The sequence below is a fragment of the Testudinibacter crocodili genome (assembly GCF_006228025.1).
Classification (GTDB): Bacteria; Pseudomonadota; Gammaproteobacteria; order Enterobacterales; family Pasteurellaceae; genus Chelonobacter.
The window spans coordinates 1-23,139 of the sequence record NZ_VDHF01000039.1 but is presented as its reverse complement, the minus strand read 5'-3'; the positions used below and the strand labels follow the sequence as shown (position 1 = coordinate 23,139).

Annotated in this window: 27 protein-coding genes and 1 other RNA gene; 20 read left to right on the top strand and 8 right to left on the bottom strand. The window is 45.9% G+C overall.

Features of this window, described 5'->3' with window-relative positions:
* The 12 genes from FHQ23_RS12350 to FHQ23_RS04415 form a co-directional block, all read left to right on the top strand.
* Positions 1 to 314, top strand: a 314-nt coding sequence (locus FHQ23_RS12350; protein ID WP_176552246.1) for a hypothetical protein, incomplete at its 5' end; no start/stop codon positions are given.
* A complete protein-coding gene (locus FHQ23_RS04465) occupies positions 314 to 1,780 on the top strand; it encodes a DNA circularization protein (RefSeq protein ID WP_139613240.1) in 1,467 nt (488 codons plus the stop codon). The genes FHQ23_RS12350 and FHQ23_RS04465, both read left to right, overlap by 1 nt.
* Positions 1,777 to 2,622, top strand: coding sequence for a phage baseplate assembly protein (locus FHQ23_RS04460; RefSeq protein WP_139613239.1), 846 nt, complete (start codon positions 1,777 to 1,779; stop codon positions 2,620 to 2,622). Before FHQ23_RS04465 ends, FHQ23_RS04460 begins: the two co-directional genes overlap by 4 nt.
* Position 2,623: 1 nt before the next feature.
* Positions 2,624 to 3,052, top strand: coding sequence for a phage baseplate assembly protein (locus FHQ23_RS04455; RefSeq protein ID WP_139613238.1), 429 nt, complete (start codon positions 2,624 to 2,626; stop codon positions 3,050 to 3,052).
* Between the two features lie 14 nt (positions 3,053 to 3,066).
* Complete coding sequence (locus FHQ23_RS04450; RefSeq protein WP_139613237.1) at positions 3,067 to 3,594, top strand: phage baseplate assembly protein V; 528 nt, start codon at positions 3,067 to 3,069, stop codon at positions 3,592 to 3,594.
* A gap of 8 nt (positions 3,595 to 3,602) precedes the next feature.
* Entirely contained in the window at positions 3,603 to 4,016 is a 414-nt protein-coding gene (locus FHQ23_RS04445) for a phage GP46 family protein (protein WP_139613236.1), read from the top strand.
* The gene (locus FHQ23_RS04440) at positions 4,017 to 5,087 is read left to right on the top strand and encodes a baseplate J/gp47 family protein (RefSeq protein WP_139613235.1); all 1,071 of its coding nucleotides are present in this window, start codon (positions 4,017 to 4,019) and stop codon (positions 5,085 to 5,087) included.
* Positions 5,075 to 5,662 carry a putative phage tail protein gene (locus FHQ23_RS04435; RefSeq protein WP_139613234.1) on the top strand — a complete coding sequence of 196 codons (588 nt, stop codon included), beginning with the start codon at positions 5,075 to 5,077 and terminating at the stop codon, positions 5,660 to 5,662. Before FHQ23_RS04440 ends, FHQ23_RS04435 begins: the two co-directional genes overlap by 13 nt.
* 2 nt (positions 5,663 to 5,664) lie before the next feature.
* Positions 5,665 to 6,327: a phage tail protein gene (locus FHQ23_RS04430; RefSeq protein ID WP_139613233.1), complete on the top strand. Its 663-nt coding sequence runs from the start codon at positions 5,665 to 5,667 to the stop codon at positions 6,325 to 6,327.
* 12 nt (positions 6,328 to 6,339) lie between these two features.
* Positions 6,340 to 7,074: a DUF4376 domain-containing protein gene (locus FHQ23_RS04425; protein WP_139613232.1), complete on the top strand. Its 735-nt coding sequence runs from the start codon at positions 6,340 to 6,342 to the stop codon at positions 7,072 to 7,074.
* Entirely contained in the window at positions 7,067 to 7,546 is a 480-nt protein-coding gene (locus FHQ23_RS04420) for an enoyl-CoA hydratase (protein WP_139613231.1), read from the top strand. The genes FHQ23_RS04425 and FHQ23_RS04420 overlap by 8 nt, the downstream gene beginning before the upstream one ends.
* Before the next feature lie 83 nt (positions 7,547 to 7,629).
* Positions 7,630 to 8,466 carry a DUF5677 domain-containing protein gene (locus FHQ23_RS04415; RefSeq protein WP_139613230.1) on the top strand — a complete coding sequence of 279 codons (837 nt, stop codon included), beginning with the start codon at positions 7,630 to 7,632 and terminating at the stop codon, positions 8,464 to 8,466.
* A gap of 235 nt (positions 8,467 to 8,701) precedes the next feature.
* Here FHQ23_RS04415 and FHQ23_RS04410 read toward each other — a convergent pair whose 3' ends face one another.
* The 3 genes from FHQ23_RS04410 to cysZ form a co-directional block, all read right to left on the bottom strand.
* The gene (locus FHQ23_RS04410) at positions 8,702 to 9,307 is read right to left on the bottom strand and encodes a YagU family protein (protein WP_139613229.1); all 606 of its coding nucleotides are present in this window, start codon (positions 9,305 to 9,307) and stop codon (positions 8,702 to 8,704) included.
* Positions 9,308 to 9,424: 117 nt separating this feature from the next.
* Positions 9,425 to 10,375, bottom strand: a complete 951-nt coding sequence (gene cysK / locus FHQ23_RS04405) for a cysteine synthase A (protein ID WP_139613228.1) — start codon at positions 10,373 to 10,375, stop codon at positions 9,425 to 9,427.
* A 130-nt stretch (positions 10,376 to 10,505) separates the two neighbouring features.
* Positions 10,506 to 11,336 (bottom strand): sulfate transporter CysZ, encoded by an 831-nt coding sequence (cysZ, locus tag FHQ23_RS04400; protein ID WP_139613227.1) that lies wholly within the window; start codon positions 11,334 to 11,336, stop codon positions 10,506 to 10,508.
* Between the two features lie 314 nt (positions 11,337 to 11,650).
* Here cysZ and zipA point away from each other — a divergent pair, with 314 nt between their 5' ends.
* On the top strand, positions 11,651 to 12,826 hold the full coding sequence (gene zipA, locus FHQ23_RS04395) for a cell division protein ZipA (RefSeq protein ID WP_139613226.1): 1,176 nt from the start codon (positions 11,651 to 11,653) through the stop codon (positions 12,824 to 12,826).
* Positions 12,827 to 12,897: 71 nt separating this feature from the next.
* Positions 12,898 to 14,916, top strand: a complete 2,019-nt coding sequence (gene ligA / locus FHQ23_RS04390; RefSeq protein WP_139613225.1) for an NAD-dependent DNA ligase LigA — start codon at positions 12,898 to 12,900, stop codon at positions 14,914 to 14,916.
* Positions 14,917 to 15,024: 108 nt separating this feature from the next.
* Here ligA and FHQ23_RS04385 read toward each other — a convergent pair whose 3' ends face one another.
* The 3 genes from FHQ23_RS04385 to FHQ23_RS04375 form a co-directional block, all read right to left on the bottom strand.
* Complete coding sequence (locus FHQ23_RS04385; protein WP_139613224.1) at positions 15,025 to 15,624, bottom strand: 5-formyltetrahydrofolate cyclo-ligase; 600 nt, start codon at positions 15,622 to 15,624, stop codon at positions 15,025 to 15,027.
* 36 nt (positions 15,625 to 15,660) lie between these two features.
* Positions 15,661 to 15,843: non-coding RNA, 6S RNA (gene ssrS / locus FHQ23_RS04380), on the bottom strand.
* A gap of 81 nt (positions 15,844 to 15,924) precedes the next feature.
* Positions 15,925 to 16,239, bottom strand: coding sequence for a cell division protein ZapA (locus FHQ23_RS04375; RefSeq protein ID WP_139613223.1), 315 nt, complete (start codon positions 16,237 to 16,239; stop codon positions 15,925 to 15,927).
* 155 nt (positions 16,240 to 16,394) lie between these two features.
* Between FHQ23_RS04375 and FHQ23_RS04370 the strand changes: the two genes are divergently transcribed.
* Genes FHQ23_RS04370 through FHQ23_RS04345 form a run of 6 tightly spaced genes read left to right on the top strand, consistent with a single transcriptional unit; the run spans position 16,395 to position 21,277 of the window.
* Positions 16,395 to 16,949, top strand: a complete 555-nt coding sequence (locus FHQ23_RS04370) for a UPF0149 family protein (protein ID WP_139613222.1) — start codon at positions 16,395 to 16,397, stop codon at positions 16,947 to 16,949.
* 33 nt (positions 16,950 to 16,982) lie between these two features.
* A complete protein-coding gene (pepP, locus tag FHQ23_RS04365) occupies positions 16,983 to 18,311 on the top strand; it encodes a Xaa-Pro aminopeptidase (RefSeq protein WP_139613221.1) in 1,329 nt (442 codons plus the stop codon).
* Between the two features lie 28 nt (positions 18,312 to 18,339).
* Positions 18,340 to 19,545, top strand: coding sequence for a 2-octaprenyl-6-methoxyphenyl hydroxylase (ubiH, locus tag FHQ23_RS04360; RefSeq protein WP_139613220.1), 1,206 nt, complete (start codon positions 18,340 to 18,342; stop codon positions 19,543 to 19,545).
* A 16-nt stretch (positions 19,546 to 19,561) separates the two neighbouring features.
* A complete protein-coding gene (locus FHQ23_RS04355; protein ID WP_139613219.1) occupies positions 19,562 to 20,791 on the top strand; it encodes an FAD-dependent monooxygenase in 1,230 nt (409 codons plus the stop codon).
* An 11-nt stretch (positions 20,792 to 20,802) separates the two neighbouring features.
* Positions 20,803 to 21,045 (top strand): DUF4160 domain-containing protein, encoded by a 243-nt coding sequence (locus FHQ23_RS04350; RefSeq protein ID WP_139613218.1) that lies wholly within the window; start codon positions 20,803 to 20,805, stop codon positions 21,043 to 21,045.
* On the top strand, positions 21,029 to 21,277 hold the full coding sequence (locus FHQ23_RS04345; RefSeq protein WP_139613217.1) for a DUF2442 domain-containing protein: 249 nt from the start codon (positions 21,029 to 21,031) through the stop codon (positions 21,275 to 21,277). Before FHQ23_RS04350 ends, FHQ23_RS04345 begins: the two co-directional genes overlap by 17 nt.
* Positions 21,278 to 21,357: 80 nt before the next feature.
* Here the strand turns inward: FHQ23_RS04345 and FHQ23_RS04340 are convergent, their stop codons facing one another.
* Positions 21,358 to 22,686, bottom strand: a complete 1,329-nt coding sequence (locus tag FHQ23_RS04340; protein WP_139613216.1) for an anaerobic C4-dicarboxylate transporter — start codon at positions 22,684 to 22,686, stop codon at positions 21,358 to 21,360.
* A gap of 216 nt (positions 22,687 to 22,902) precedes the next feature.
* Positions 22,903 to 23,079, bottom strand: coding sequence for a hypothetical protein (locus FHQ23_RS12345; RefSeq protein WP_176552245.1), 177 nt, complete (start codon positions 23,077 to 23,079; stop codon positions 22,903 to 22,905).
* Positions 23,080 to 23,139: the final 60 nt, after the last annotated feature.

The window sequence follows — 23,139 nt, the reverse complement described above, 5'->3', positions numbered from 1 at the left end:
TACAGGATGATAAAAATAATAAAGCCCCTGCAACGCATTTTGAATTGGGCGCATACACCGAAGAACAATATCAGCAACGGGCATCAAAAAAAGAGCAATTTGTCGATGACCTAGTGATGAAATATCACAGTAAAGCAGGTGAATTAGAGAATAAAACGACATTGGATGGCAAGATTAACGTCAAAATATCAGCCCCACAGGGATTTAGCGTAACAGCAAATGCGTCAGCAAATACATCAGGTGTTACCAAAAGTGCGTTAGAAATCTTAACCCAAACCGGCTATACCGGGCGTCAACTTAATGGGGGCAACTGATGAAAATCACAGGTAAGGGGTCTTTCCGTGGTGTGGCATTCTTAATTGAAGATGAGCAAGGCATTAACGGTGGTCGACGCTTGGTAAAACACGAATATCCGTTGCGCGAAGAGGGATTGACCGAAGATTTGGGTAAGCGGTTACGTGCGTATTATGTGCGCTGTTTGGTGGTGGGTGATGACCATATTGAGCAAGCGGAACGCCTGATTAAAGCGTTAGAAAAATCGGGTAAAGGCGTGTTGAAGCACCCGTATTTTGGCGAAGTTGATGTCTTGCTGGAAGATTACAAAGCGACGCACTCAACCGCGCATCAACGTGTGACCCGATTTGATATTACCTTTGTTCCGGCGTTTGAAGAAAATGCACCTGAAGTTGCGACTGATACCCTTTTTTCAGCTTTATCCGGTTACACGGATGCGCTCAATGCATTGTCGAACGAATTTGCGGAATTACTAGAAACTGTGTCTGATGTACTGGCATTTGTTAGTGATAATCCGATATTGGATTTGGTTGATGCGGTTATCAACTTTGTCGAATCAATTTTTGAAGGTGTAAGAAGTGTTGTCGGCATGTTTGGTGATGCTAAAGATAAGTTAACGTCATTTAAAAATCGAATTGATGTATTGGTGTTGTCACCGTCAATGTTGGCGGCTGAATTGCAGAATATTATTCGGTTAAATATGGGTATTAATTTAAATAGCACTTTAACAACAACAGTATCAAGCAGCCCTAGGGCAACTTTATCCAGTATCGCATCACTGAGAGACGGCATAATACAATATAAGCAAAATAAAAATGAAGTGCATCAGGCCGATATAACAAGGCTTAACGCTAGGTTAAATAATTTAAATATTGCGAAGGTGAAAACCTTAAAAAATGAGGTCGCAGGCAGTGTTGATGCTGGAACAAAACAAATGAAGGTATTAAATGAGTTGGTCTCGCAATATAGCTCGATAACAATGCAGTCATCAGTGATAACGCAAATCACGCTCAAATCATTGTTAACGGCCAAGGTTGAGTGTGTGTTGGCGCGGTATGTATTAAGTGTAGCGATTATTGAGCAGGCTCGCATTATTGTAAATGCCGTCACCACATCAGTCGCTCAGAAAAAAACATCGGAAAATATGGAAATATCGATTGTGGAATCAAAAAGTGATATTACGCATTTTGCGACACAATTTGATGATAACTTAGAAAATATTATGTTGGATGCAGCCGATGCCGGACAGCTGTCAGGTTATACGGCGTTGGCAGATTATCGCAGTGCCGTATTTGAGGATTTACGCGCCCGTAGTGAGCGGTTGCCAAACACCACAACTGTTACGCTGAAAGATACATTCCCTGCGTTGGTGATCGAGCATCAATACACTGGCAATGCAACAACATGGAAACGGTTAGCGTTGCGCAATGGGATTAAACATCCTCTCTTTTGCTTGGGCGGAACAGAAATAGAGGTGTTGCAATGACTGAGAGAGATCTATCGCTAGTTGACGATCGCTTGTTAGCGCATTATCCGGAAGATTTGGCATTAGCGCAGAAGCAGCGTGCAGCGAAGCAACAATTGGCAACCCAAGCGCAGGGAAATGAGCAACAAGAAAAACTGACTGATACTAAAGTTGAGTTGTTTTTAAACGGTAAAATTTTTAGCGGCTGGAAAACGCTGTCGGTTTTCCGTTCGCTGGAAGCGATGAGTGGCCAGTTTGATCTGGGGATTGCAGTACGACCCGAAGATGATGTTTCGGTGTTGAAAGCCGGCTCATCATTAATTTTAAAAATGGGCGGACAAACGGTGATCACCGGCTATCTTGACGAACTGCGTCAGCGTATTGAGGGCGAAAATAAAGAAGTTGCCGTCAGCGGTCGCGATAAAACCGCCGATTTAGTCGATTGTGCGGTGATCCACTCCAGCTATCAATTTAAGGGACAAACGCTAAAACAAATCGCCGAAACCATTTGCAAGCCGTTTGGCATTAATGTGGTTTGGGTGGCTACGGAAGCCGGTGCAACGGAAGTGATTCCTGTTTGGCAGGTAGAGCCTGGCGAAACGGCATTTGATACCTTGAGTAAAGCAGCAAGACATAAGGGCGTGTTAGTGACCTCTGATGTGGACGGCAATTTGGTGTTCACTGATCCAGGCAAAACTAAGGTGGGTAATCTTATTTTAGGGCAAAATTTGCTGTCACTGGAAGTCACGGATTCGTGGGCGCAGCGGTTTTCACTTTACCGTATTATCGGCGATGCCGAACAAGGCGGGGCGAAAGGTGATAAACAAACCAAAGATGAAAGTGAACTACCCCTAGGAGATTAAAATGAGTGCAAGCGGCTTAAAAGTGGAAGTAAAAGATAGCAAAATTACCCGCTATCGCCCTGTTGTCATTATTGCTGATGACAATATGACGGGGACAACCGGCTATCAGAGAGCGATGTGGGAGATGAGTCGTAACAACGCTGAGGCAAAACGCTCGACGGCGATTGTGCAAGGGTGGTTTAAAGCTGACAGCTCGCTTTGGCTGCCGAATGAGTTAATTGTGCTCGATGCTCCTGCGCTCGGCGTAAATAAAGAAGAGCGGTTGATTGTTGATTGCCGTTATACATTGGACGACAGCGGCACGCGTACGGAAATGACGTTAATGCATCGAGATGCGTTTAATGAACCGCCGGAGGCGTTAAAAGACAGCAGCAAGAAAAAAGCGAAAAAATCCAGCAGCGATAATGTTCCTGAACTCAGTCTCTCGTAAATAAAGGAGTCATAATGCAAGGTTTAAATCGTATTTTAAGCCCGATTAAACGCAATTTGAAATTAATGATTAGCCGTGCGGTGGTGTCGATTGTGACGGATGGGTTGGCACGGCAAAATCTCCAACTGCGGCTACAATCAGATGAAGTGGCAGACGATGTGGAGCGGTTTCAGAATTATGGTTTTAGCTCTTTTCCCAAAGCAGGTGAGGCAATTGTGGTATCAGTGGGCGGCAAGCGTTCGCATTTGGTGGCAATTGTAGTGGACGATAAAGGCGTGCGCCCGACGGCGTTGAAATCAGGTGACACAGTGGTCTATCACGCCGAAGGGCATCAGCTGTTACTCACCGAAAATGGCGAAGCCATCCTAACCTGCAAAAAATTTACCGTCAATGCCGAGCAGTCGGTGTTGTTTGAAACGCCACAGACTCACTTTTCCGGCGATGTTGATATTGTAGGAACATCAACAGCAGCAGATCATATCTCGGGCGGTATCAGCGGTAAAAACCACGACCACGAGAAAGGACCGGGTAAACCAGTGTAGGTGGGAAAATGTCAGATTTAGCACTAACGTGGAAAGATGGTAACGGTGATTTAGTTATCCTCAGTGACGAGTTAGTGCTAGACGATAGTTTAACGACGGCGATAATTATTTCGCTATTTACCGATTTGCGTGTCGGCGGTGAGCGTGGCTGGTGGGGTGACTCGTTTAACGAGGATACTCACCAACAAACCGGCTCTAAACTCTGGACACTTTCGCGCGAAAAACAACTACAATCTGTGTTAGACGACGCACAACGCTACGCAACTGACGCGTTGGCATGGCTGATTACAGATGGCGAAGTCAAAGGCTATCAAGTCTTTGCAACCAATCCCCAAACTTCAGTTCTGCTGTTAACGATTATTGTAACGTTGCTCGATGGGAGCAAAGAACAACGTACGTTTAGCGCAAACTGGAGCATCTAAGTGGCATATCAATCCCCGACGTTATCACAATTAATCAAGCAGGCGGAGCAGCACATTCAGCATCGATTGCCGACAGTGAGGCGCAACAATGTGCTTTCAGTGCTGGCTCGAATCGAAGCCGGATTAAGTGCCGGTGAGCATATGCACCTTGATTGGTTGGCACGGCAGATTATCCCGACTGCCGCCGATGAAGCTTATTTGCTTGAGCATTGTGCTTATCGCGGCATTGCACGTAAAGCAGCAACTGCCGCCGAGGGTATTATCGTTGTCGAGGCGGTCAGCAACAGCGAAATCCCCAAAGATACCGTATTTAAACATACCCTTAGCGGGCTGCATTTTATTGCTACCGCAACAACAGCAGTCCGCATCGGCACAAATGAGATTCATGTGCGATGTGAAATTGAGGGCACACAAGGCAATGTTGAGGCCGAAAGTGCGATCAATTTAACCACTGCCATTTTAGGCGTAAAACCCAATGCGACGGTGAAAGCCCTCAGCGGCGGCACCGATATTGAATCATTGTCATCATTACTTGGTCGCTTAATCTATCGGGTTCAATATCCGCCTGCCGGCGGCTCGGCTTACGATTATGTGCGTTGGGCAAAAGAGGTGTCGGGTGTAACCCGTGCGTGGTGTTTTCCACGCTGGCAAGGGGGCGGCACCGTGGGCGTGGCGTTTGTGATGGATAATCAAGCGACGATTTTACCGACCGCACAACAGATTGATAGCGTTAAGCGGCATATCAGCGGTCATAAAAACCCAATAACGAATCTGTGGGAGGGCATGCCTGCCAATGTCGAGCTGTTTGTGTTTGCGCCCGCGGTCAATCGCTTAAACCTGACGATTCGGCTTGTACCGAATACCCTTGAGCTTAAACAAAAAATTATCACTGCACTTGCGACGCTATTTGCTTCAGTCGAGCCCGGTGGAAAAGTGTATTTATCGCATTTGCGTGCGACGATTTCGAATGTTATCGGCGAAACCGATAACAGCGTGCTTATGCCGACGGCGGACGTGCAGTTGGCTAGCAATCAAATTGTGATGCTGGGAAATATCACATGGCAAGCGTAATGCAAAAACACTATCTTGATGCCGCACTCAAACTGCTGCCGCCTGGTTTGGCGTGGAATCGCACGCCGGACAGTTATTTGGCGCAGTTGTTGGCGTGTCGTTGCGACAGTCTTGAAACCCACAATCAAACCGGGCATCAACTCATCAATGAACGATTACCCAGCAATGCATTTTTGTTGTTAGATGACTGGGAATCCTTTTTCGGATTGCCGGAATGTGGTACGGAAATTTCCACCATTGAATCACGCCGTGCGGCGTTGACCGCTAAAGATAATGAAGTCGGCTCATTTAACAAGCACTATCTACAAGATATCGCTCGAAAAAACGGCTATGAAATTAATATCGTTGCTCATCACCCGCACCACTGCCGCCGAGATTGTGTTTATCCGTTGCATCCGCCTGAAAATGCGTGGCGCGTGTTTATTTACACCACATCAAAAAGCATTCGCAATGCAGCATGCTTGGACGATATTACAAATGAATTAGTTATGATTGAACGGTCAAAAATTGAGTGTTATTTACAGCGTTTTTGCTATTCACATTTAGAAGTGGTTTTTGTTTACGAAGAGGAATAAGTATGTATGCATTAGATAATAGTTCCGGCGTTGCGGTAATGCCTGGTATTAAACCACAGTTGAAATCAGCATTGGAGCCACAATGGTTCACGGAGGGCGGCAACGGTGTCGCGCCGACATATCCCGGTGCAGACTGGTTTAATATTGTACAGGCCGAGTTGCTGAATGTCTTAAAAAAAGCCGGGATAAACCCGGATAAAGCAAATCACGAACAGCTGACTCGCGCGATTCAGAAATTAGGTGGTTATGACTTTTTAATCGGCCTGCCGCTACCGTACCCCAAAACCACCGTGCCAACCGGCTGTTTAGCCATGCGCGGGCAGTCTATCTCACAATCGACCTATCCTGTGCTATACAGCTTATATGGTGGCACGTTGCCGGATTTACGCGGTGAGTTTATCCGCGGTTGGGATAATGGACGGGGTGTTGACCGCGGGCGGACGATTTTGAGTGCGCAAAATAGCACTTCAATCGCTTTATCTCTTGGACGATTCTCACATAATGGATACGATGGTCATGAAATTACAGATCATGACGGAATTAGCGCCACCCATCCAGGCTATGCAAAATTTAAAGCTACAGATAATTCTTACGGCGACGGAATATCTTACGTCAGCATACGCCCTCGTAACATCGCCCTGCAATATATCTGTCTAGCAGGCTAAAGGAGATAAAAAATGACAATCCAATTTGATAATGACGGTTTTGCCCTTGAAGACGGCACAATCACGGTTTATATCGCAGACCAAAACGGCATTTTTAGCCACAGCGATACAGAGTTTGTGAGCATTGGCACAGGCTTAAGCGCAGGGGCATATCTTGACGCACCGCCAGAAGCCAAGCGCGGTTTTGCCATTGTGCGCACCGATAGCGGCTGGGAATATCAACCCGACCACAGGGGCGAAGCGGTGTATTCCACCATTGACCAAACTGCACTTGAGATTTCTGCACTGGGCGATTACCCCGAAAATACGACAACGAAAAAACCCGATTGCGATTGCCACGTCTGGGACGGTGAAAAATGGGTATTAGATAAAACCAAAGCCAACGAACGCAAAACTAAACAACAAGCCAGTATTTGGGAACAAATCAAAGCAAAACGTTATACCGTTACACACGGCGGCGTTTACGTTGATAGCGTTAAAAAATGGTTTCACAGCGATGAACCCAGTCGTATTCAATATTTAAGCATTCAGCAACTTGAATCGATGCCAGAAAATCTGAATTGGAAAACCATGGATAACAGCTTTGTCGTTATGACAAAAGAGCTGCTTAGTACGGTTATCTTACAAATTATTGCGCAAGAGCAAGCGGCTTTTGCAAACGCGGAGAAACATAGACTGGCAATGTTAGCGAGTGATGAGCCGCTTAATTATGACTTTAGTAGTGGTTGGAGTGCGATTTATGAGTGAAATCTATCTGGCATTCTATAAAGGTAAAAAAACAGGGTGGAGACCAAGAAATTTAATTGCACGGTTTTCGGACTGGCTAACGCGCAAGCTAACACGTGGGCAGTATTCGCATTGTGAGATTGCCGTCAAGAAAACACACTTCACAACAGGTCATCACTACGAAACCGAAACGGAATATGAATGCTATTCGGCAAGTATCCGTGATGGCGGCGTGCGTTGCAAACCCATTGATGTCGATTCAGATAAGTGGGATTTAGTGCCGTTGTCGGGCGTTTCAGAAGCTCAAATTCAACGCTATTTTGAATTGACGAAGGGTAAAAAATACGACTGGTGGGGCGCAATCGGTGTGGTTTTCGGCACGGCGCAACGCACGGATAAGTATTTTTGTAGTGAGTGGTGCAGTAATGCGATTAACGGCAAAAATCAGGGTTGGCGTTTTTCGCCGAATGATTTGGCGGCGATTTTTAAATAAATAATAGATAGAAAAAATTAGTAGCGTAGATAAACGAATATTTCTCTATAATGAGTACTTATTATGAACTTTAGGGATTTTATATGACAGTTTTTATTGGCGATAGGCATTTTGAAGTATCATATAGAGATTTTTCTATGATTCTCAAATTAGCAGTTAAAGTATCTAAATTAGGAGCTAATAGACGTTCTACTGGGTTTAGGATGACATTTGCATCTATTTTGTTTACCAAAATATGCGTCATTTCTCTCAGTCTGCAAAAACTAACGACTCAGGATATTCCTAAAAAACATATTGCAGAGCATTGGGATTATGCTTCGTCATTTAGCTTAGCAAGAAATCTGATGGAGTGTTTCCATACATTATTTTATTTGTGTTTTGATGATATATTAGAAGAGGAAAGGATTACACGTAAAAATATTTTTAATCTCCACGATATTAAGGCAAGAGAACAGTTGTTTACTTTGATGACTGCTCTTTCTGATGAAGAAGTCAAGCAAAATAATCATTCTGAATGTTTAGAATATATTATGGAAGAGTTGAAATGTGATACCCATTTTCAAACGTTAGAACCATCTGATAAAAAACAATATATTTCAGGAAAGAAAGCTTTTATGATGAGTCGAGAGGATATTGAAATACGAAGTGGAGGTGATAAAGATACATTTAAAATGTGGTATAAGTTGTTATCAGCAAACACTCATTCATATCCTCTCGGCTTTTTTCACATGATATGGGGTACTAGAGGGACTGGAGTTAGATCGGCTACAGAAGAACAATATACTGCGATGGCTCTAAACATTTCAGAATATTATTTAATTCAAAGTGTCAGGGGAATGGTGAAAATAATTTACCCAGATATTCTTGATAAGCTGAGTCCTAGAGAAAAAAAGCTAGTTGATCTAAACAATCAAATCTAGAACGTAAAACTAATATGAAAATGTAATGTTATTTCATATACAGAAACAAATGACACTTGTATTTATCTCGCTTTTTTATGCGCATTTATCTCGCGCGGCATTATAGTGGATATGGAAAACAGCGATAGGGTAGTTATCTTTTTTCGCTTCTTTTTATTGGCATTTGGGTGTTTTTTAAGCAAAAAAATCCGGTAAGCTGCTTGGTTTACCGGATCAAATAGTCATCAAATAGTGATTAACGTGCGGAACCGAGTGGTATTTCTGCATCCGGTTCGTGCGTAATGCGATTGCGTAGATCACGACGGATCACTTCAATGGTCCAGAACCAGCAAATGTGTCCGATCAGCTCTGAAACATGCTCATACAACGGCCATTCTGATACCGGTGGAGTCAAGCCCAATAATGGGAAAGTAATATAGTGCACGGCAATATTGGCGATTAAACCGGCGGCGATCCCCTGCCATAGTTTCACTCTTGGAAAACGTTCAGCGACGATACAGTAGCTGATGGCGAATACCAATGAAAAAATCATGTGGGTGACACCAATCCAATTGAACGCATGATCGGCAAAGGTGAATGCAGCTTGGGTCGGGTCAATACCTAAGTAGTCACGCAGGAAAACATGTGGCGGATTCAAGAATGCACGCGAGCAAACTTCCAGAGCCTGCGACGGATCTTGGCAGGCGGCAGTGAACAGATCCAACGGACTGCGCGGCGGAAACGGATGCTCGGCGCCCCATTTGACAAATGCTGAAATGATGCCACCGATGATACCGACAAACAGTGCTACGCCATAGCGGCGACGGCTCGGATCGGTTTGTTGAAATAACCATTGAAACATAATATAAAACTCCAAATAAGCTTATAATAAATAAAAACCTGAGCAGATTTACTACTCAGGTTTGGGATTATACTTATTTGCGGTTATAAATTAAACATCAATTTGAGTGATTTTGTGTTAAATGTCGATCCCGTCGAAAAGTGCGGTGCTGAGGTAGCGTTCTGAGGCGGAAGGCAGAATCACCACAACCAGCTTATCGGCAAATTCAGGCTGTTTAGCGATTTTGTCGGCAGCAGCCAATGCTGCACCGGAAGAAATGCCGCCGAGAATGCCTTCTTCTGCCATCAAACGGTGCGCAGTGGCAATCGCTGTTTCGCTATCGACGGTTTCGACACGATCAACCAGTGACAAATCCAGATTTTTCGGGATAAAACCGGCGCCGATGCCTTGAATTTTATGTGGACCCGGTTTCACCTCTTCGCCGTTACGAGTTTGGCTGATCACCGGTGATTCTGTCGGTTCAACCGCAATCGAGGTAATCGCTTTGCCAAAATCGTGTTTAATGGCACGGCTGATGCCGGTTATTGTGCCGCCAGTGCCGACGCCCGCGACGAGCACATCGATTTTGCCGTCGGTGTCGTGCCAGATTTCTGGTCCGGTCGTTTGTTGGTGAATCGCCGGATTTGCCGGGTTTTCAAACTGTTTCAAAATGATATAACGGTTAGGATCGGAAGCGGCAATCTCTTCAGCTTTGGCAATCGCACCTTTCATGCCTTTTGCGCCTTCAGTCAACACCAAATTCACGCCTAAGCCTTTCAACAGACGTTTACGTTCTAAACTCATGGTTTCTGGCATGGTTAAGGTGATTTTATAGCCGCGTGCCGCTGCTACATACGCCAATGCAATGCCGGTGTTACCGCTGGTGGCATCAACAATTTCTTTCCCTTCGGTCAAAATGCCGTCTTTTTCTGCCTGCCACACCATATTGGCACCGATGCGGCATTTGACGCTAAAACTTGGATTGCGTGCTTCGATTTTTGCCAACAGGTTGCCGTTGTTGCCGAAATGTTTTAAACGCACTAACGGGGTATTACCGATGGTTTGTGAGTTATCTGCAAAAATTGTCATTTTAACCTCTTATGATGGAGTTAACGGTAAAAGCGATGGTTAGAGCATAGTCGCTTTTCTCATAAAAAAGTAATGGTTTGTGGTTATACTTTATAACATTCGGTTATTAGTCGATTTTAAAATTATAGGCTTAGTGAGGGTTGCTGACCGCACTTGAGGTCGCTGTTGCAACATCGGTTCCTGCTGCGTTTTTCTCAGCAGCGGCTTCACTTTGCCATGGGCGGTAGTGATCGACCCAAAGTGCGGTTGAGCCGCAAACGGCAACCGGGATAATAATAAAATTTAAAAATGGGATAAAAGTGCAGATTGATACCAAACCGCCGAAAGTTAAATTCAGGCTGCGCTTTTCTGCCAGTTGGTAACGCATTCGCATAAAAGAAATTTTATGATTATCAAACGGATAATCACAATATTGAATCGCTGCCATCCAGGCGCCGTAAAGAAAAAACAGTGGCGGAATAATGGTTTGCCCGACACCCGGCACAAAACTCAGGACAAATAATCCGATAAATTTCGGAAATGAATAGGCAAATTTTTGCCATTCACGGCGCAACATTCGTGGTGTATCTTTGACCAAATCCAGCGCCCCCAGACTTTGATCGTTGTTTTGCCCGGTCAGCAATTTTTCTACTTTTTCTGCCAGAATACCGTTGAACGGCGCCGCGATAAAACCGGCTAATAAATTGAAAATAAAGAAAAAAACGATCAAAATGGTAATAATCGCCAAGCCGTAAACCAAATAGCTGATCCAATCTAGCCATGTCGGAACGAAACTCACGAGCCACTGCGCAAAATTGCCGATTTGTCCCAGCATCAGCCAAAAAATAGCGACCAGCAGCACAATATTGATCAAAATCGGCATCACGACAAAGCGACGCAATCCCGGACGACTGATCAAATGCCAGCCGCGTAAAAAATAGGTCAGCCCTTGTTTGAATTCGGATTGTTCTGCTTGAAACATGGTTTATCGCTCCTGTGTGCGGTTATTGTTACTATTATAGCAGCTATAGCTGCGCTCACTATAAGTGACTGTCAGCGCTAAAGCAAATCTTGATCATCAGCAGGTTTTGTGGATTTAATCATAGCCTTAAACATGTTAAACATAGTTTTTTACGGAAAAAATATGATAAGCTTGCAAAATCAATTTCCGTTAATGGATATTGAAGGTGTTCAAGCGCGTTCATTGGCATTTATCTACTCGGCAACCACTTTATTAAAGTATCGGTTAATGTATAGATTCAATTAAAGAATTAGGTTCAATTAAAGAATAGGTTCATGATGGATTTGCATATTATTTTAATCATTCTAATCGTACTGATTTTGGCTATTCTCGTTGTGCATGGTTTGTGGTCGAGCAGACGTGAGAAATCGCAGCTGTTTAAGGCGGCAAATACTTTTACGTATGATTCCAGAACCGCAGATTCGCTAAATTCACTAAAAGACGAGCCGGATTTGCTGCACCAACCTACCTCAACCGACGGCAGGGGGCAGACAACCGAGTCGCAAGCCAGTGATCGTGCGTGGCGAACGGACGAAACCGCACTTTCACAGACTGAAGCACCGACAAATTCACCTCAACATTCTGCGCAACCAGCGGTTTCGGTGGAGCAGGCGGTCAGTAATATCCGTATCACCTTGCCGGAACAAACGAACACAACCAACCAGACAACGCAGAGTACATTGACTCAAAGTGCGGTTGACCATCACGCCAGCAGTGTGGATTCATTATCTCGCTCGTCATTGTTGAATCGCACGATAGCGGATCTTGAGCAAGAACTTGACAGTGAAGAGGGAATTAATACCTCTTCTGAAGTGTTGCGTGAAGAGCTGGCGCGAGTGACCCAACAGCGAAAAATCAATATAAGCCAAGAGGTGAGCGGCGACCCACGCAATGCTATAAGCCATCAAACTGCTGCGCCCAGCGCAGCGGCGGCAATCATTCGCGCACAACTGAATCCGGAAACAGAGAACCAATCGAGCCAGACATCGCAACCAAGCACCGACTCGACGCCATCTTCTGCTGAAAAAACCGATAGTGCACACAGTAATGAAAAACCAAAAATGATATTGCTATATGTGGTCGCAGCGCAAAATCAAGCGTTTCAGGGCACGCAAGTGGTACAGTCACTGGATAATCTGGGATTTTTGTATGGTCAGCACAGCTTGTATCATCGTCATTTGGATTTAGATGGCAGCTCACCGATCTTGTTTAGTGCGGCGAATATGATGAAACCGGGCATTTTCGATTTGGACAGCATTGCTGATTTGCGCACCGCCGGTTTGGTATTGTTTATGCACTTGCCGTCGCACGGCAGTGATCTGGCAAACTTCCGCTTGTTACTGCGTGCCGCGCAAACGTTGGCGGACGAGCTGCACGGACAAGTACTAGATGACAAACGCCAACCCTTTGATCAAGCATCAAAAGAGTACTATTTAAGTTTGATTAGTTAAGCCTGTTCTAGCCCATCGGATAACTTGAACCGCACTTTGCTTAAAAGTGCGGTCTTTTTTAGAAAAATATGATGAATACACAAATTATTTCCCAACAAATTGAGCAGTTGCGCCAACAACTTCGTTATCATGAATACCAATACCATGTGTTGGATCAGCCACAAATTCCCGATGCGGAATATGATCGTCTGTTGAACCAACTCAAACAGCTTGAAGCAGAGCACCCACAACTGATTAGCCCCGACTCGCCGACGCAACGGGTTGGGGCGAAACCACTGGCGGGTTTTCGGCAGATTACCCACGAGCTGGCGATGTTATCATTGGATAATGCCTTTTCCGATCAAGATTTTTATGCCTTCGAGCGGCGAATTCAAGAGCGGTTAGGCAGCGTGGAAGAACTGACATTTTGCTGTGAGCCGAAACTGGACGGACTGGCGGTCAGTATTTTGTATCTCAACGGTGTGCTAAGCCAAGCGGCGACACGCGGTGACGGCACCACCGGTGAGGATATTACCAGCAATATTCGAACCATCCGCAATATTCCGCTGCAACTGTTGAGCGATACGCCGCCAGTGCGTTTAGAAGTGCGTGGCGAAGTGTTTATGCCACATCACGCTTTTGAACAACTGAACCAAGATGCGTTGCGGCACGGGCAAAAAACTTTTGCCAACCCACGTAATGCGGCGGCGGGATCGCTGCGTCAGCTGGACCCGAAAATCACTCGCCAGCGCCATTTGAGTTTGAATGCCTACAGCATCGGGATTTCCGAAGGCGTTGAGTTGCCAGCCACTCACTATGCACGGCTGCAATGGTTGAAATCGCTGGGGATTCCGATCAACAACGAAATCCGTTTATGCCAAGGCAGTGCCGAAGTGCTGAAGTATTACCAAGCGATTGCCGCTAAGCGCGATCAATTGGGCTATGACATTGACGGTACGGTGCTGAAAGTGAATGCGATTGCGTTGCAAGAGCAGCTAGGGTTTGTCGCCAAAGCACCACGTTGGGCAATCGCCTATAAATTTCCGGCGCAGGAGCAGCTTACCTTATTAAAAGATGTCGAATTTCAAGTTGGTCGCACTGGTGCGATCACCCCGGTGGCGAAGTTGGAACCAGTGTTTGTTGCCGGAGTAACCGTCAGCAATGCCACCTTGCACAACGGTGATGAGATCGAACGGCTTGGTGTGGCGATTGGGGATACCGTGATTATCCGCCGTGCTGGTGATGTGATTCCGCAGATTATCGGGATTCTCGAAGATCGCCGTCCGGCAGATGCCAAACCGATCATATTTCCGCAACATTGCCCAGTGTGCGGCTCAGCGATTGTACGAATTGAGGGCGAAGCCGTTGCCCGCTGCACTGGCGGACTGTTTTGCGATGCGCAACGCAAAGAGGCGCTGAAACATTTTGTATCACGCAAGGCGATGGATATTGACGGTGTGGGCGATAAATTGATTGAACAGTTGGTTGAACGGGAGTTGATTCACACCCCGGCGGATCTATTCCGTTTGGATAAAATCACCTTGATGCGCTTGGAACGAATGGGCGATAAATCGGCACAAAATGCGTTGAATAGCTTAGAAAAAGCCAAAAAAACTACGCTTGCGCGTTTTATCTTCTCGCTGGGTATTCGCGATGTCGGCGAAGCCACCGCACAAAATTTGGCGAACCATTTTAAAACCCTTGAGGCAATTCGTGCCGCCGATCAAGAGCAGCTCAAGCAGGTGCAGGACATCGGCGATGTAGTTGCAATGCGGGTCTACCTGTTTTGGCAGGAGGAACACAACCGCAGCGTGGTGGAAGATCTGCTAGCGCAAGGTGTTCACTGGGAGGCGGTAGAAGCAAAAGAAGTTAGCGACAATCCGCTCAAAGGCAAAAGCGTGGTGCTGACCGGCACGCTGACTCAAATGTCACGTGACCAAGCCAAAGCCTATCTGCAACAACTGGGCTGCAAAGTCAGCGGCAGTGTTTCTGCCAAAACTGACTATCTGATCGCCGGTGAGAAAGCGGGGTCTAAACTCAGCAAGGCACAAGAACTGGGAATTTCGGTGCTGTCTGAAGCTGAATTTTTGGCGTTGGTTGCGGAAAGCTAGTCTCTCTTTGTCCCCCTATTTTGTGGGCGGGATAAAGATTTTGCCAGCGTATTGCCGCAGTAAGCCCGATTCTCAGCCGACCAGAATCTCTCAGCCGACCAGAATCTCTCAGCCGACCAGAATCTGGCTTAGTGGTACATCCCAATGTTCAATCGGTAATTGGTTAACCTGTTGACATTGGTGTGCCAAGCCGACGGCGATAACATTTTTCTGTTGCAGATGTTGCAAAGTGCGGTCATAGAAGCCGCCGCCCATGCCAAGCCGATTGCCTTGCCGGTCGAAGGCTACCAATGGAGTGAAGATAATTTCTAATTCATTTTGCGGAACCAACCGAGTGAGATCTAGCGTAGGTTCTGGAATCGCAAACTGATTGGGCTGTAACAGGCTGTTGCGATCATAACGAAAAAACAGCAAATGTCCCGCTGTAAACGGATGCAAACGTGGCAGACAGACAGTTTTTTCCGCCTGCCATAGTTTTTCGATTAAAAGTGCGGTTGAAATCTCGCCGTTAAACGCTAAATACAGCGCCACAGTTTCAGCGTTGCATTGGGCAATCAACGCGAGCGCTTGTCGGCAAATATTTTCTGCCGCTTGTTGCTGTTGCTCAGCACTAAGCTGCTGGCGTTTGGCACGCATTTGACGCCGAATTTGTTGGCGTTGTTGGGTGATATTGAGCGTTGGTTTTGTTGCTAGGCAAGAATCGGTCATAATCGTGACACTTGAATTGCTTCACAGAAGTTTGGATTGGGTCCCGAGGTGCCGTTGCGAATAATCGGTCCTTGAACCCTACGGTTCAAGGGAGCCAGTCATACCGTTTTCAGGCTTCTCGGTCGAACCGAGCTTGCACACCGACAGTGAGGGACCGACTCAATAAAAGTTAAGTATCGGCTCAGGGACTTAATCCGCTGACGCACACCCCAGGAAATTTGTTCTTTAAATACTAGCCTACTTTATCGAAAAGTGCCAGTGTTACAATGTGATAATGTGTCCGTCCGCACATTTTTACGACTATTTGTTTACTATTTGCATATCTGCGCCAACTTCCGCCAGTGCACTGCTCAGCGAGGCATCCAATTGCTGAATGCGATGCAGCATCGAATCTTGTTGTTGATTTTTGCGTTTCTCTTGTTGCAATTCAAAGGTTAAATTCAGCGCAACAATCGATAGCACCCGATCCATTTGCAACATGCCGCTACGTTCCTTCAACTCTCCGACCCGTTGTTCCAATTGCAATGCCGCTTCGCGCAGCGCCGGTTGTTGCTCTTCCGGACAATGTAATCGTAAAACCTGACCAAAAATACGTAATTCGATATTTTCAGACATTTGCTAACCCCATGGACTGGCTTAATAAAAAGTAGCAATTATTATGCCATATTCTGTTGTTTTAACCATAGCGAAAGATGAATTTCGGGATTGTTTTGTTGGTTGTCATCGGCTTTGAGTGATAAAATAAAAGTCAACTTATCAGGAAGAAAAATATGACGACAACAACCTTAGACTATCGACAATTCAATCAGTTACTGAAAACTCATCAAATTGGTTTAAATGCTGCCGAACTGCACGGCTTCCTCAGCGGACTGCTGTGTGGCGGCGGGCAAAAAGCCAATTGGAAATCCTTAACTTATCAATTCACCAATGAGGGACACGCCTATCCCACCGATTTAATGAAAAAAGTCGAGCAGTTGTATCAAGAAATTGATGACAGTTTGAGCGATGAAGAACACTTTCGTTTTGAAATTTGGCTGGACGAAAGTGATATTTTTGCCCGTGCCGATTCGCTTTCCGACTGGGTGAACCACTTCCTATTGGGGTTGGGTTTGGCAAGACCACAATTGGAGCAAGAGGATGACGAAGTTCAAGAAGCGGTTGCTGATTTGAACGATATTGCACGTTTGGGCTATGAAGAGGACGACGATGCCGAAGAGTTGGACGTGGCATTGACGGAAATCAGCGAATATCTGCAAACCATTGCGATGTTTTTCTACAGCAGTTTCAATCAAAAAGCACCGCTTGATACCAGAGTACTTCATTAAACTATATTATTTATTAAAAGTGCGGTAACCATTATGGATTTAACTTATCTGGCAGCTCTGCCAACCACGGAATTTGAACAGCGGCGCCAACGTTTATGCGACCAACTGCCCGACAGCAGTGCCGTGCTGATTTTCTCTGCACAAGAGCAAACTCGCAATGCCGACAGCACCTATCCGTTTCGGCAAGACAGCTATTTTTGGTATTTAACCGGCTTTAACGAGCCGAATTCGGCATTGTTGCTGTTAAAACGTGGCGCTACATATCAAAGTGCGGTTTTCCTGAGACCATCTGATCCATTGCTAGAAACGTGGAACGGACGTCGTTTGGGCGTCGAAAAAGCGCCGGACAGTTTAAAATTGGATGCGGCTTATTCGATCGAAGACATCAATCTGGAATTGCCTAAATTACTCAATGACATCACCGCACTTTATCAAGCAGAAGATCAGCAAGCGTGGGGCGACAAAATTGTCAGCGATAGCCTGCATTATGCGCGCCAGCACCAACGGCAAGGTTTCAGCGCGCCGACACAGCGGATCGACTGGCGACCATTATTAGATGAAATGCGCTTGTTTAAATCGCAGCACGAGGTGGCATTGTTGCAGCAGGCAGGACAAATCTCTGCACTGGCGCATTTACGAGCGATGCGACAAACCCGCCCGAACCGTTATGAATATGAGATAGAAAGCGAAATTTTGCACGAATTCAACCGCCATGGCGCACGGTTTGCGTCTTATAACAGCATTGTCGCCGGGGGTGAAAATGCCTGTATTTTACATTACACCGAAAATGATCAATTATTGCAAGACGGCGATTTGGTGCTGATTGATGCCGGTTGCGAATTTGCGATGTATGCCGGCGACATCACCCGCACTTTTCCGGTCAATGGGCAGTTCAGCCCAGCGCAAAGAGCGGCGTATGAACTGGTGCTGAAAGCGGAAAAACGTGCGCTTGAGCTGTTGGTGCCGGGGGCGAGCATTTATCAAGTCAATCAAGAAGTGCTGAAAATCAAAGTGGCCGGTTTGGTTGAATTGGGGATTTTGCACGGTGAAGTCGAGCAGCTGATTGCCGACAAAGCCTATTTACCGTTTTACATGCACGGCTTGGGGCATTGGCTCGGTTTGGATGTGCATGATGTCGGGCATTATGGCGAAAATCGTGACCGCACTTTGGAGGTCGGCATGGTGCTGACAGTCGAGCCGGGACTGTATTTAAGCAAAAACAGCAATATTCCTGAGCAATATCAAGGCATCGGCGTGCGAATTGAGGATAATATCCTGATTACTGAATACGGTAATAAAGTGCTGACGGCGGCGGTGCCGAAAGAGATTGATGAAATCGAAATCCTGATGCAGCAAAAATAATACAGAAAAAACAGCGAGGATAACGGCAATGGAAAAATCCTATGATCTGGTGATTGTCGGCGGCGCCATGAGTGGCTGTTGTCTGGCGTTGGCGCTAGCACAGCACCTGCCGGATTTACGCATTGCCGTCCTTGAGAAAAATGCTAAAACAAAACCACAGCCACGGCAAAAATGCGGTTTTGATGCACGCAGTATTGCGTTGTCGCAGGGCTCTTGCCAAAAATTGCAGCAGATAGCGTTTAATGCCAAGCAAAGTTTATGGCAGAAAATCGCACCGTTGGCGGAGGCAATCACTCAGATTCATGTGAGTGATCGTGGGCATTCAGGCATTGTTGAACTGTCGTCGCAAGCTTTACAGTTGAGCCGCTTGGGGGCGGTGGTCGAGTTGGCGGCGATGGGCAAAATCTTGCTGGAGGCGATTGATCACTCCCCGAATGTTGATTATCTATCCCCGGTGACGATTACCGAGTTGCAGCGCAGTGCGGATGCTGTTCACCTGCAATTAAGCGATCAATCCCAGTTGCAGACCGCACTTTTGGTCTGTGCTGATGGCAACCATTCCACGATAGCACAGCAATGCGGCATCCATTATCAAACCTTGAACGACTATCAACAAAGTGCGGTGATCGCCAATGTTAAAACTGCGGTGGCGCACGATGGGCGGGCTTTTGAACGCTTTACCGCACAGGGACCGTTGGCGCTGTTGCCTTTACAGCAAGATTGGTTATCGTTGGTGTGGTGTGTACGCAACCCTGAAGCGCTGCTGGCGTTAGATTACACCGACTTTTTAGCACAACTGCAACAGCAATTCGGCTGGCGGCTTGGCAAATTTGAGCAGATCGGTAAACGGAGTGCGTATCCACTGAAATTGCAAAAAGCTGATCGTCAAATTCATCACCGCTTGGCTTTAGTCGGCAATGCGGCACAAACGCTACACCCGATTGCCGGACAAGGCTTCAATTTAGGGCTGCGTGATGTCACTTGTCTGGCGGCGATCTTGGTGCAAGCGGTGCAACAGCGGCAAGATTTGGGCTCAAGTGCGGTGTTGCAGCGCTATCAACAGCAGCGGCAAGCGGATCAGACACGGATGATCAACCTGACCGACAGTTTGGTCAACACTTTCGCCAACGATTTGCTGCCGTTGCAAATTGCACGCAACGCCGGTTTGTTGGCACTGTCCGCCTTTGCACCGTTGCAGCAACAGTTTATCAAACCGACATTAGGCTGGGTATAACAGACGGAATATCAACATGAAAAATGCAGATGTAGTGATTATTGGCGGTGGTATGGTTGGTTTGGCGCTTGCGGCTGCACTGGAAAACAGCGCTTGCCAAATTGTGATTGTCGAGGCGTTTGCGCCGGATCCAAACAGCTTGCCGAACCTCAGCAACCGAGTCAGTGCGCTGAATCTTGCCAGCCAAAAAATGTTGCATCAGTTTGGCGTGTGGCGGTCATTGAAACAGGGACGTTGTTGTGATTATTCGCAAATGGAGGTGTGGGAAAAAGACAGTTTTGCCAAAATTGATTTTGATGCGGCTTCACTGGGTTTGGATCAACTGGGTTATATAATCGAAAACCAACTGATTCGCCACCACTTATGGCAAAAAATTACGCGCCAAACGAATGTTGAAATTCTGCACGGTAAGCCGAAAAGTTTGAATATCAATCAACAATGTGCTTTGCTTACGCTGGAAGATGGCACAATGTTGACCGGAAAACTGGTGGTAGGCGCCGACGGCGCCAATTCGTGGCTGCGGCAACAAACGGATATTCCATTGAATTTTCGTGATTACGGACACCGTGCATTAGTTTGCAATGTCGAAACCGTCGAACCGCACTTGCACAGCGCACGACAAATTTTCAGTCACGATTCAATCTTGGCATTTTTGCCGTTGCAGCAACCGCACTTGTGTTCGATTGTCTGGTCACAACCGCCTGAAGCGGCAGAACAGCATTTGAATATGGACGATCAGGCGTTTAATAAAGCGCTGAATATCGCTTTTGACAACCGTTTGGGCTTGTGCAACGTGGTCGGTAAACGCCAAACGATTCCGCTCACCGCTCGCTATGCCAGAGATTTTGTGAAACCCCGAATTGCGCTGATCGGCGATGCGGCACACACTATTCATCCGCTGGCAGGATTGGGGGTGAATCTTGGTTTTATGGATGCGATGGCGTTGGCACAAGAGATTGAGAAAAATCTACAGCAACATGTTGATATTGGCGAGCTGCGTTATTTGCGCCACTACGAACGCTGGCGCAAAAGCGAAGCGGTAAAAATGCTCGTTGCAATGCAGGGCTTTAAATCGTTGTTTAATGACTCAAATCCGCTGAAAAAACTGCTACGCGGGGTTGGCATGACATTGACCGACAAACTGCCGATAGTCAAAGATCAATTGATGGCACAAGCGCTGGGACTCAATGGCGATCTGCCACAAAAAATCAAACAGATGCCGAATGATGAATTAATCTTCTCTTGAATGGAGATATAATGCCTGTAATACTACGCTTTAAAGGATACAAATTTTTCTTTTACTCTAATGAAGGCAATCCTAGAGAGCCTGCACATATTCATGTTAGAAATGCAGAAGCCGAAGCTAAATTTTGGTTGGCACCACAAATATCTTTGGCGCAAAATGATGGATTTAACGCAAAAGAATTAAGAGAATTATTAGATTTTATCCACCAACATTCAAGAATATTACTGGAGGCTTGGAATGACTATTTCAGCTAAGAATGTGAGATTTGATGAGCATACCATGTGGGTTGAGTTGAATGATGCTCGCACTATAGGTGTGCCGTTAGCATGGTTTCCAAAACTTTTACAAGCCAGTCAAGAAGAATTAAGTTGCTATGAACTTAGTCGTAGGGGTATTCACTGGGAGCAGCTTAACGAAGATATTTCGGTTGAGGGATTGCTTGCTGGACGCGGGGACCTCACTTACAAATATAACCATATCGCCTAGCGAATTAATCTTATTTCTTACATAACAAAAGAGCGGTTTTCCTCTACAGAAAACCGCTCTTTTACAAATTTAATCAAAGATTAAATAATCGCATAAGCCAGGGTATAACCGACAAAACAGGCAGTGACGACACCAATTAAACCCGGTACCATGAAACTGTGGTTGAAGTAGTATTTGCCGATTTTGGTGGTGCCGGTGACGTCGAAGTTGACGGTGGCGATGTCTGACGGGTAGTTCGGGATAAAGAAGTAACCGTAGGTTGCCGGCAGTAAACCAATTAACAGTGGTGCAGGTAAACCGATTGCTAAACCGACCGGCAACATCATGCGTCCGGTTGCCGCTTGGCTGTTGATCACCACAGAAACTGCAAACAGTGCAAATGCAAAGCTCCATGGGTAGGATTGCACCATTTCAGTGACACCGGCTTTAAACGACGGCATCGCATATTGGAAATAGGTGTCGCTCATCCAAGCAATACCAAAAATCGCAATCATTGCCACCATACCGGATTTAAATACCACACCGTTCGGCACGGTTTGCGGATTGGTTTTGGTGGCGACCAAAATAATCCCTCCAAAGGCAAGCATCATCATCTGGATAATAATGCCCATGGAAATCGCTTTGTTTTCGCCGATGGTTCTGACTTCTGGGAAAATCGCGACAATCACAATAATCACCAACGCTAAGATAAACAGCAGTACCGCATTGCGCGCTGAACTTGGCAGAGCTTCGTTCAGGGTGGTGCTGGTGGTATTGGCAATTCGGTCTTTCCAGATTGGGTCTTGTAGACGGCGTTGATATTCTGGATCGTCTTTCAGTTCTTTGCCACGGCGCAAACTGTACAGTGACATCATAATCACCCCGGCTAAAGTAGCAGGAATGGTAACGGCAACAATGCTCAGCAAGGTAACGTGTTCATAGCCCGGCAACTCGACGATTTGGGTCAGGTAATAAACTACGGCGGCAGAAATCGGGCTACCGGTAATCCCCAATTGAGAGGAGACAGAAGCGGCTGCCATCGGGCGTTCCGGACGGATACCGTTTTTCAGTGCCACATCACCGATAATCGGCATAATGGTGTAAACCGCATGCCCTGTACCCAGCATCAACGTCATAATATAGGTGACTAAAGGGCCTAAAATGGTGACCATTTTCGGGTTGCGGCGCAAAATCCGTTCAGCGATTTGCAGCATATATTTCAAACCACCGGCGGCTTCTAGAATCGAAGCACAGGTGACGACCGCGATAATAATCAGCATGACATCAATCGGCGGCGAAGACGGCGGCATACGCAGCACAAACACTTCAATTAGCAAGCCGATTCCGGAAACTACCCCTAAACCAACCCCGCCAAAACGGCTGCCGATATACAGCATGATTAAAAGAAATAAAAACTCTAAATACAGCATATTAATTCCTTGCATAAAATTAGTCATAAAACGGCGCTATGATACGAAATTTATATCAGTAAACAAGCAGCAAATATGCAAGAATTGATTTATCTCACTAATAATAGTTATTGGCTACATTTTTGTTGCAGAAATATTTAAGTAATGCAACATCTGTGTAACTTTTCACTATTTTACGGAGATAAAAATAGCGTAAACTCTTTTTATTTTTTTGATTTAAGTTTTAATCAAATTATTAAACATTTCAGTTAAACGTTCATCGGCTTTTTTCAGTTTTTCTTGAGTATGATACAACCATGTTTCATGCTGGCCTAGTTGCTCGGTTGCTTTATTTAAAATTCGCTGTACTTCTTCCGGATTAGTTCCGCCCAATGCCAGATGATTGTTAATCATATTACTTGGTTCCAAATGGCTAAAGAAAGTCTCTTATACACATCTCCGAGCCCACGAGAC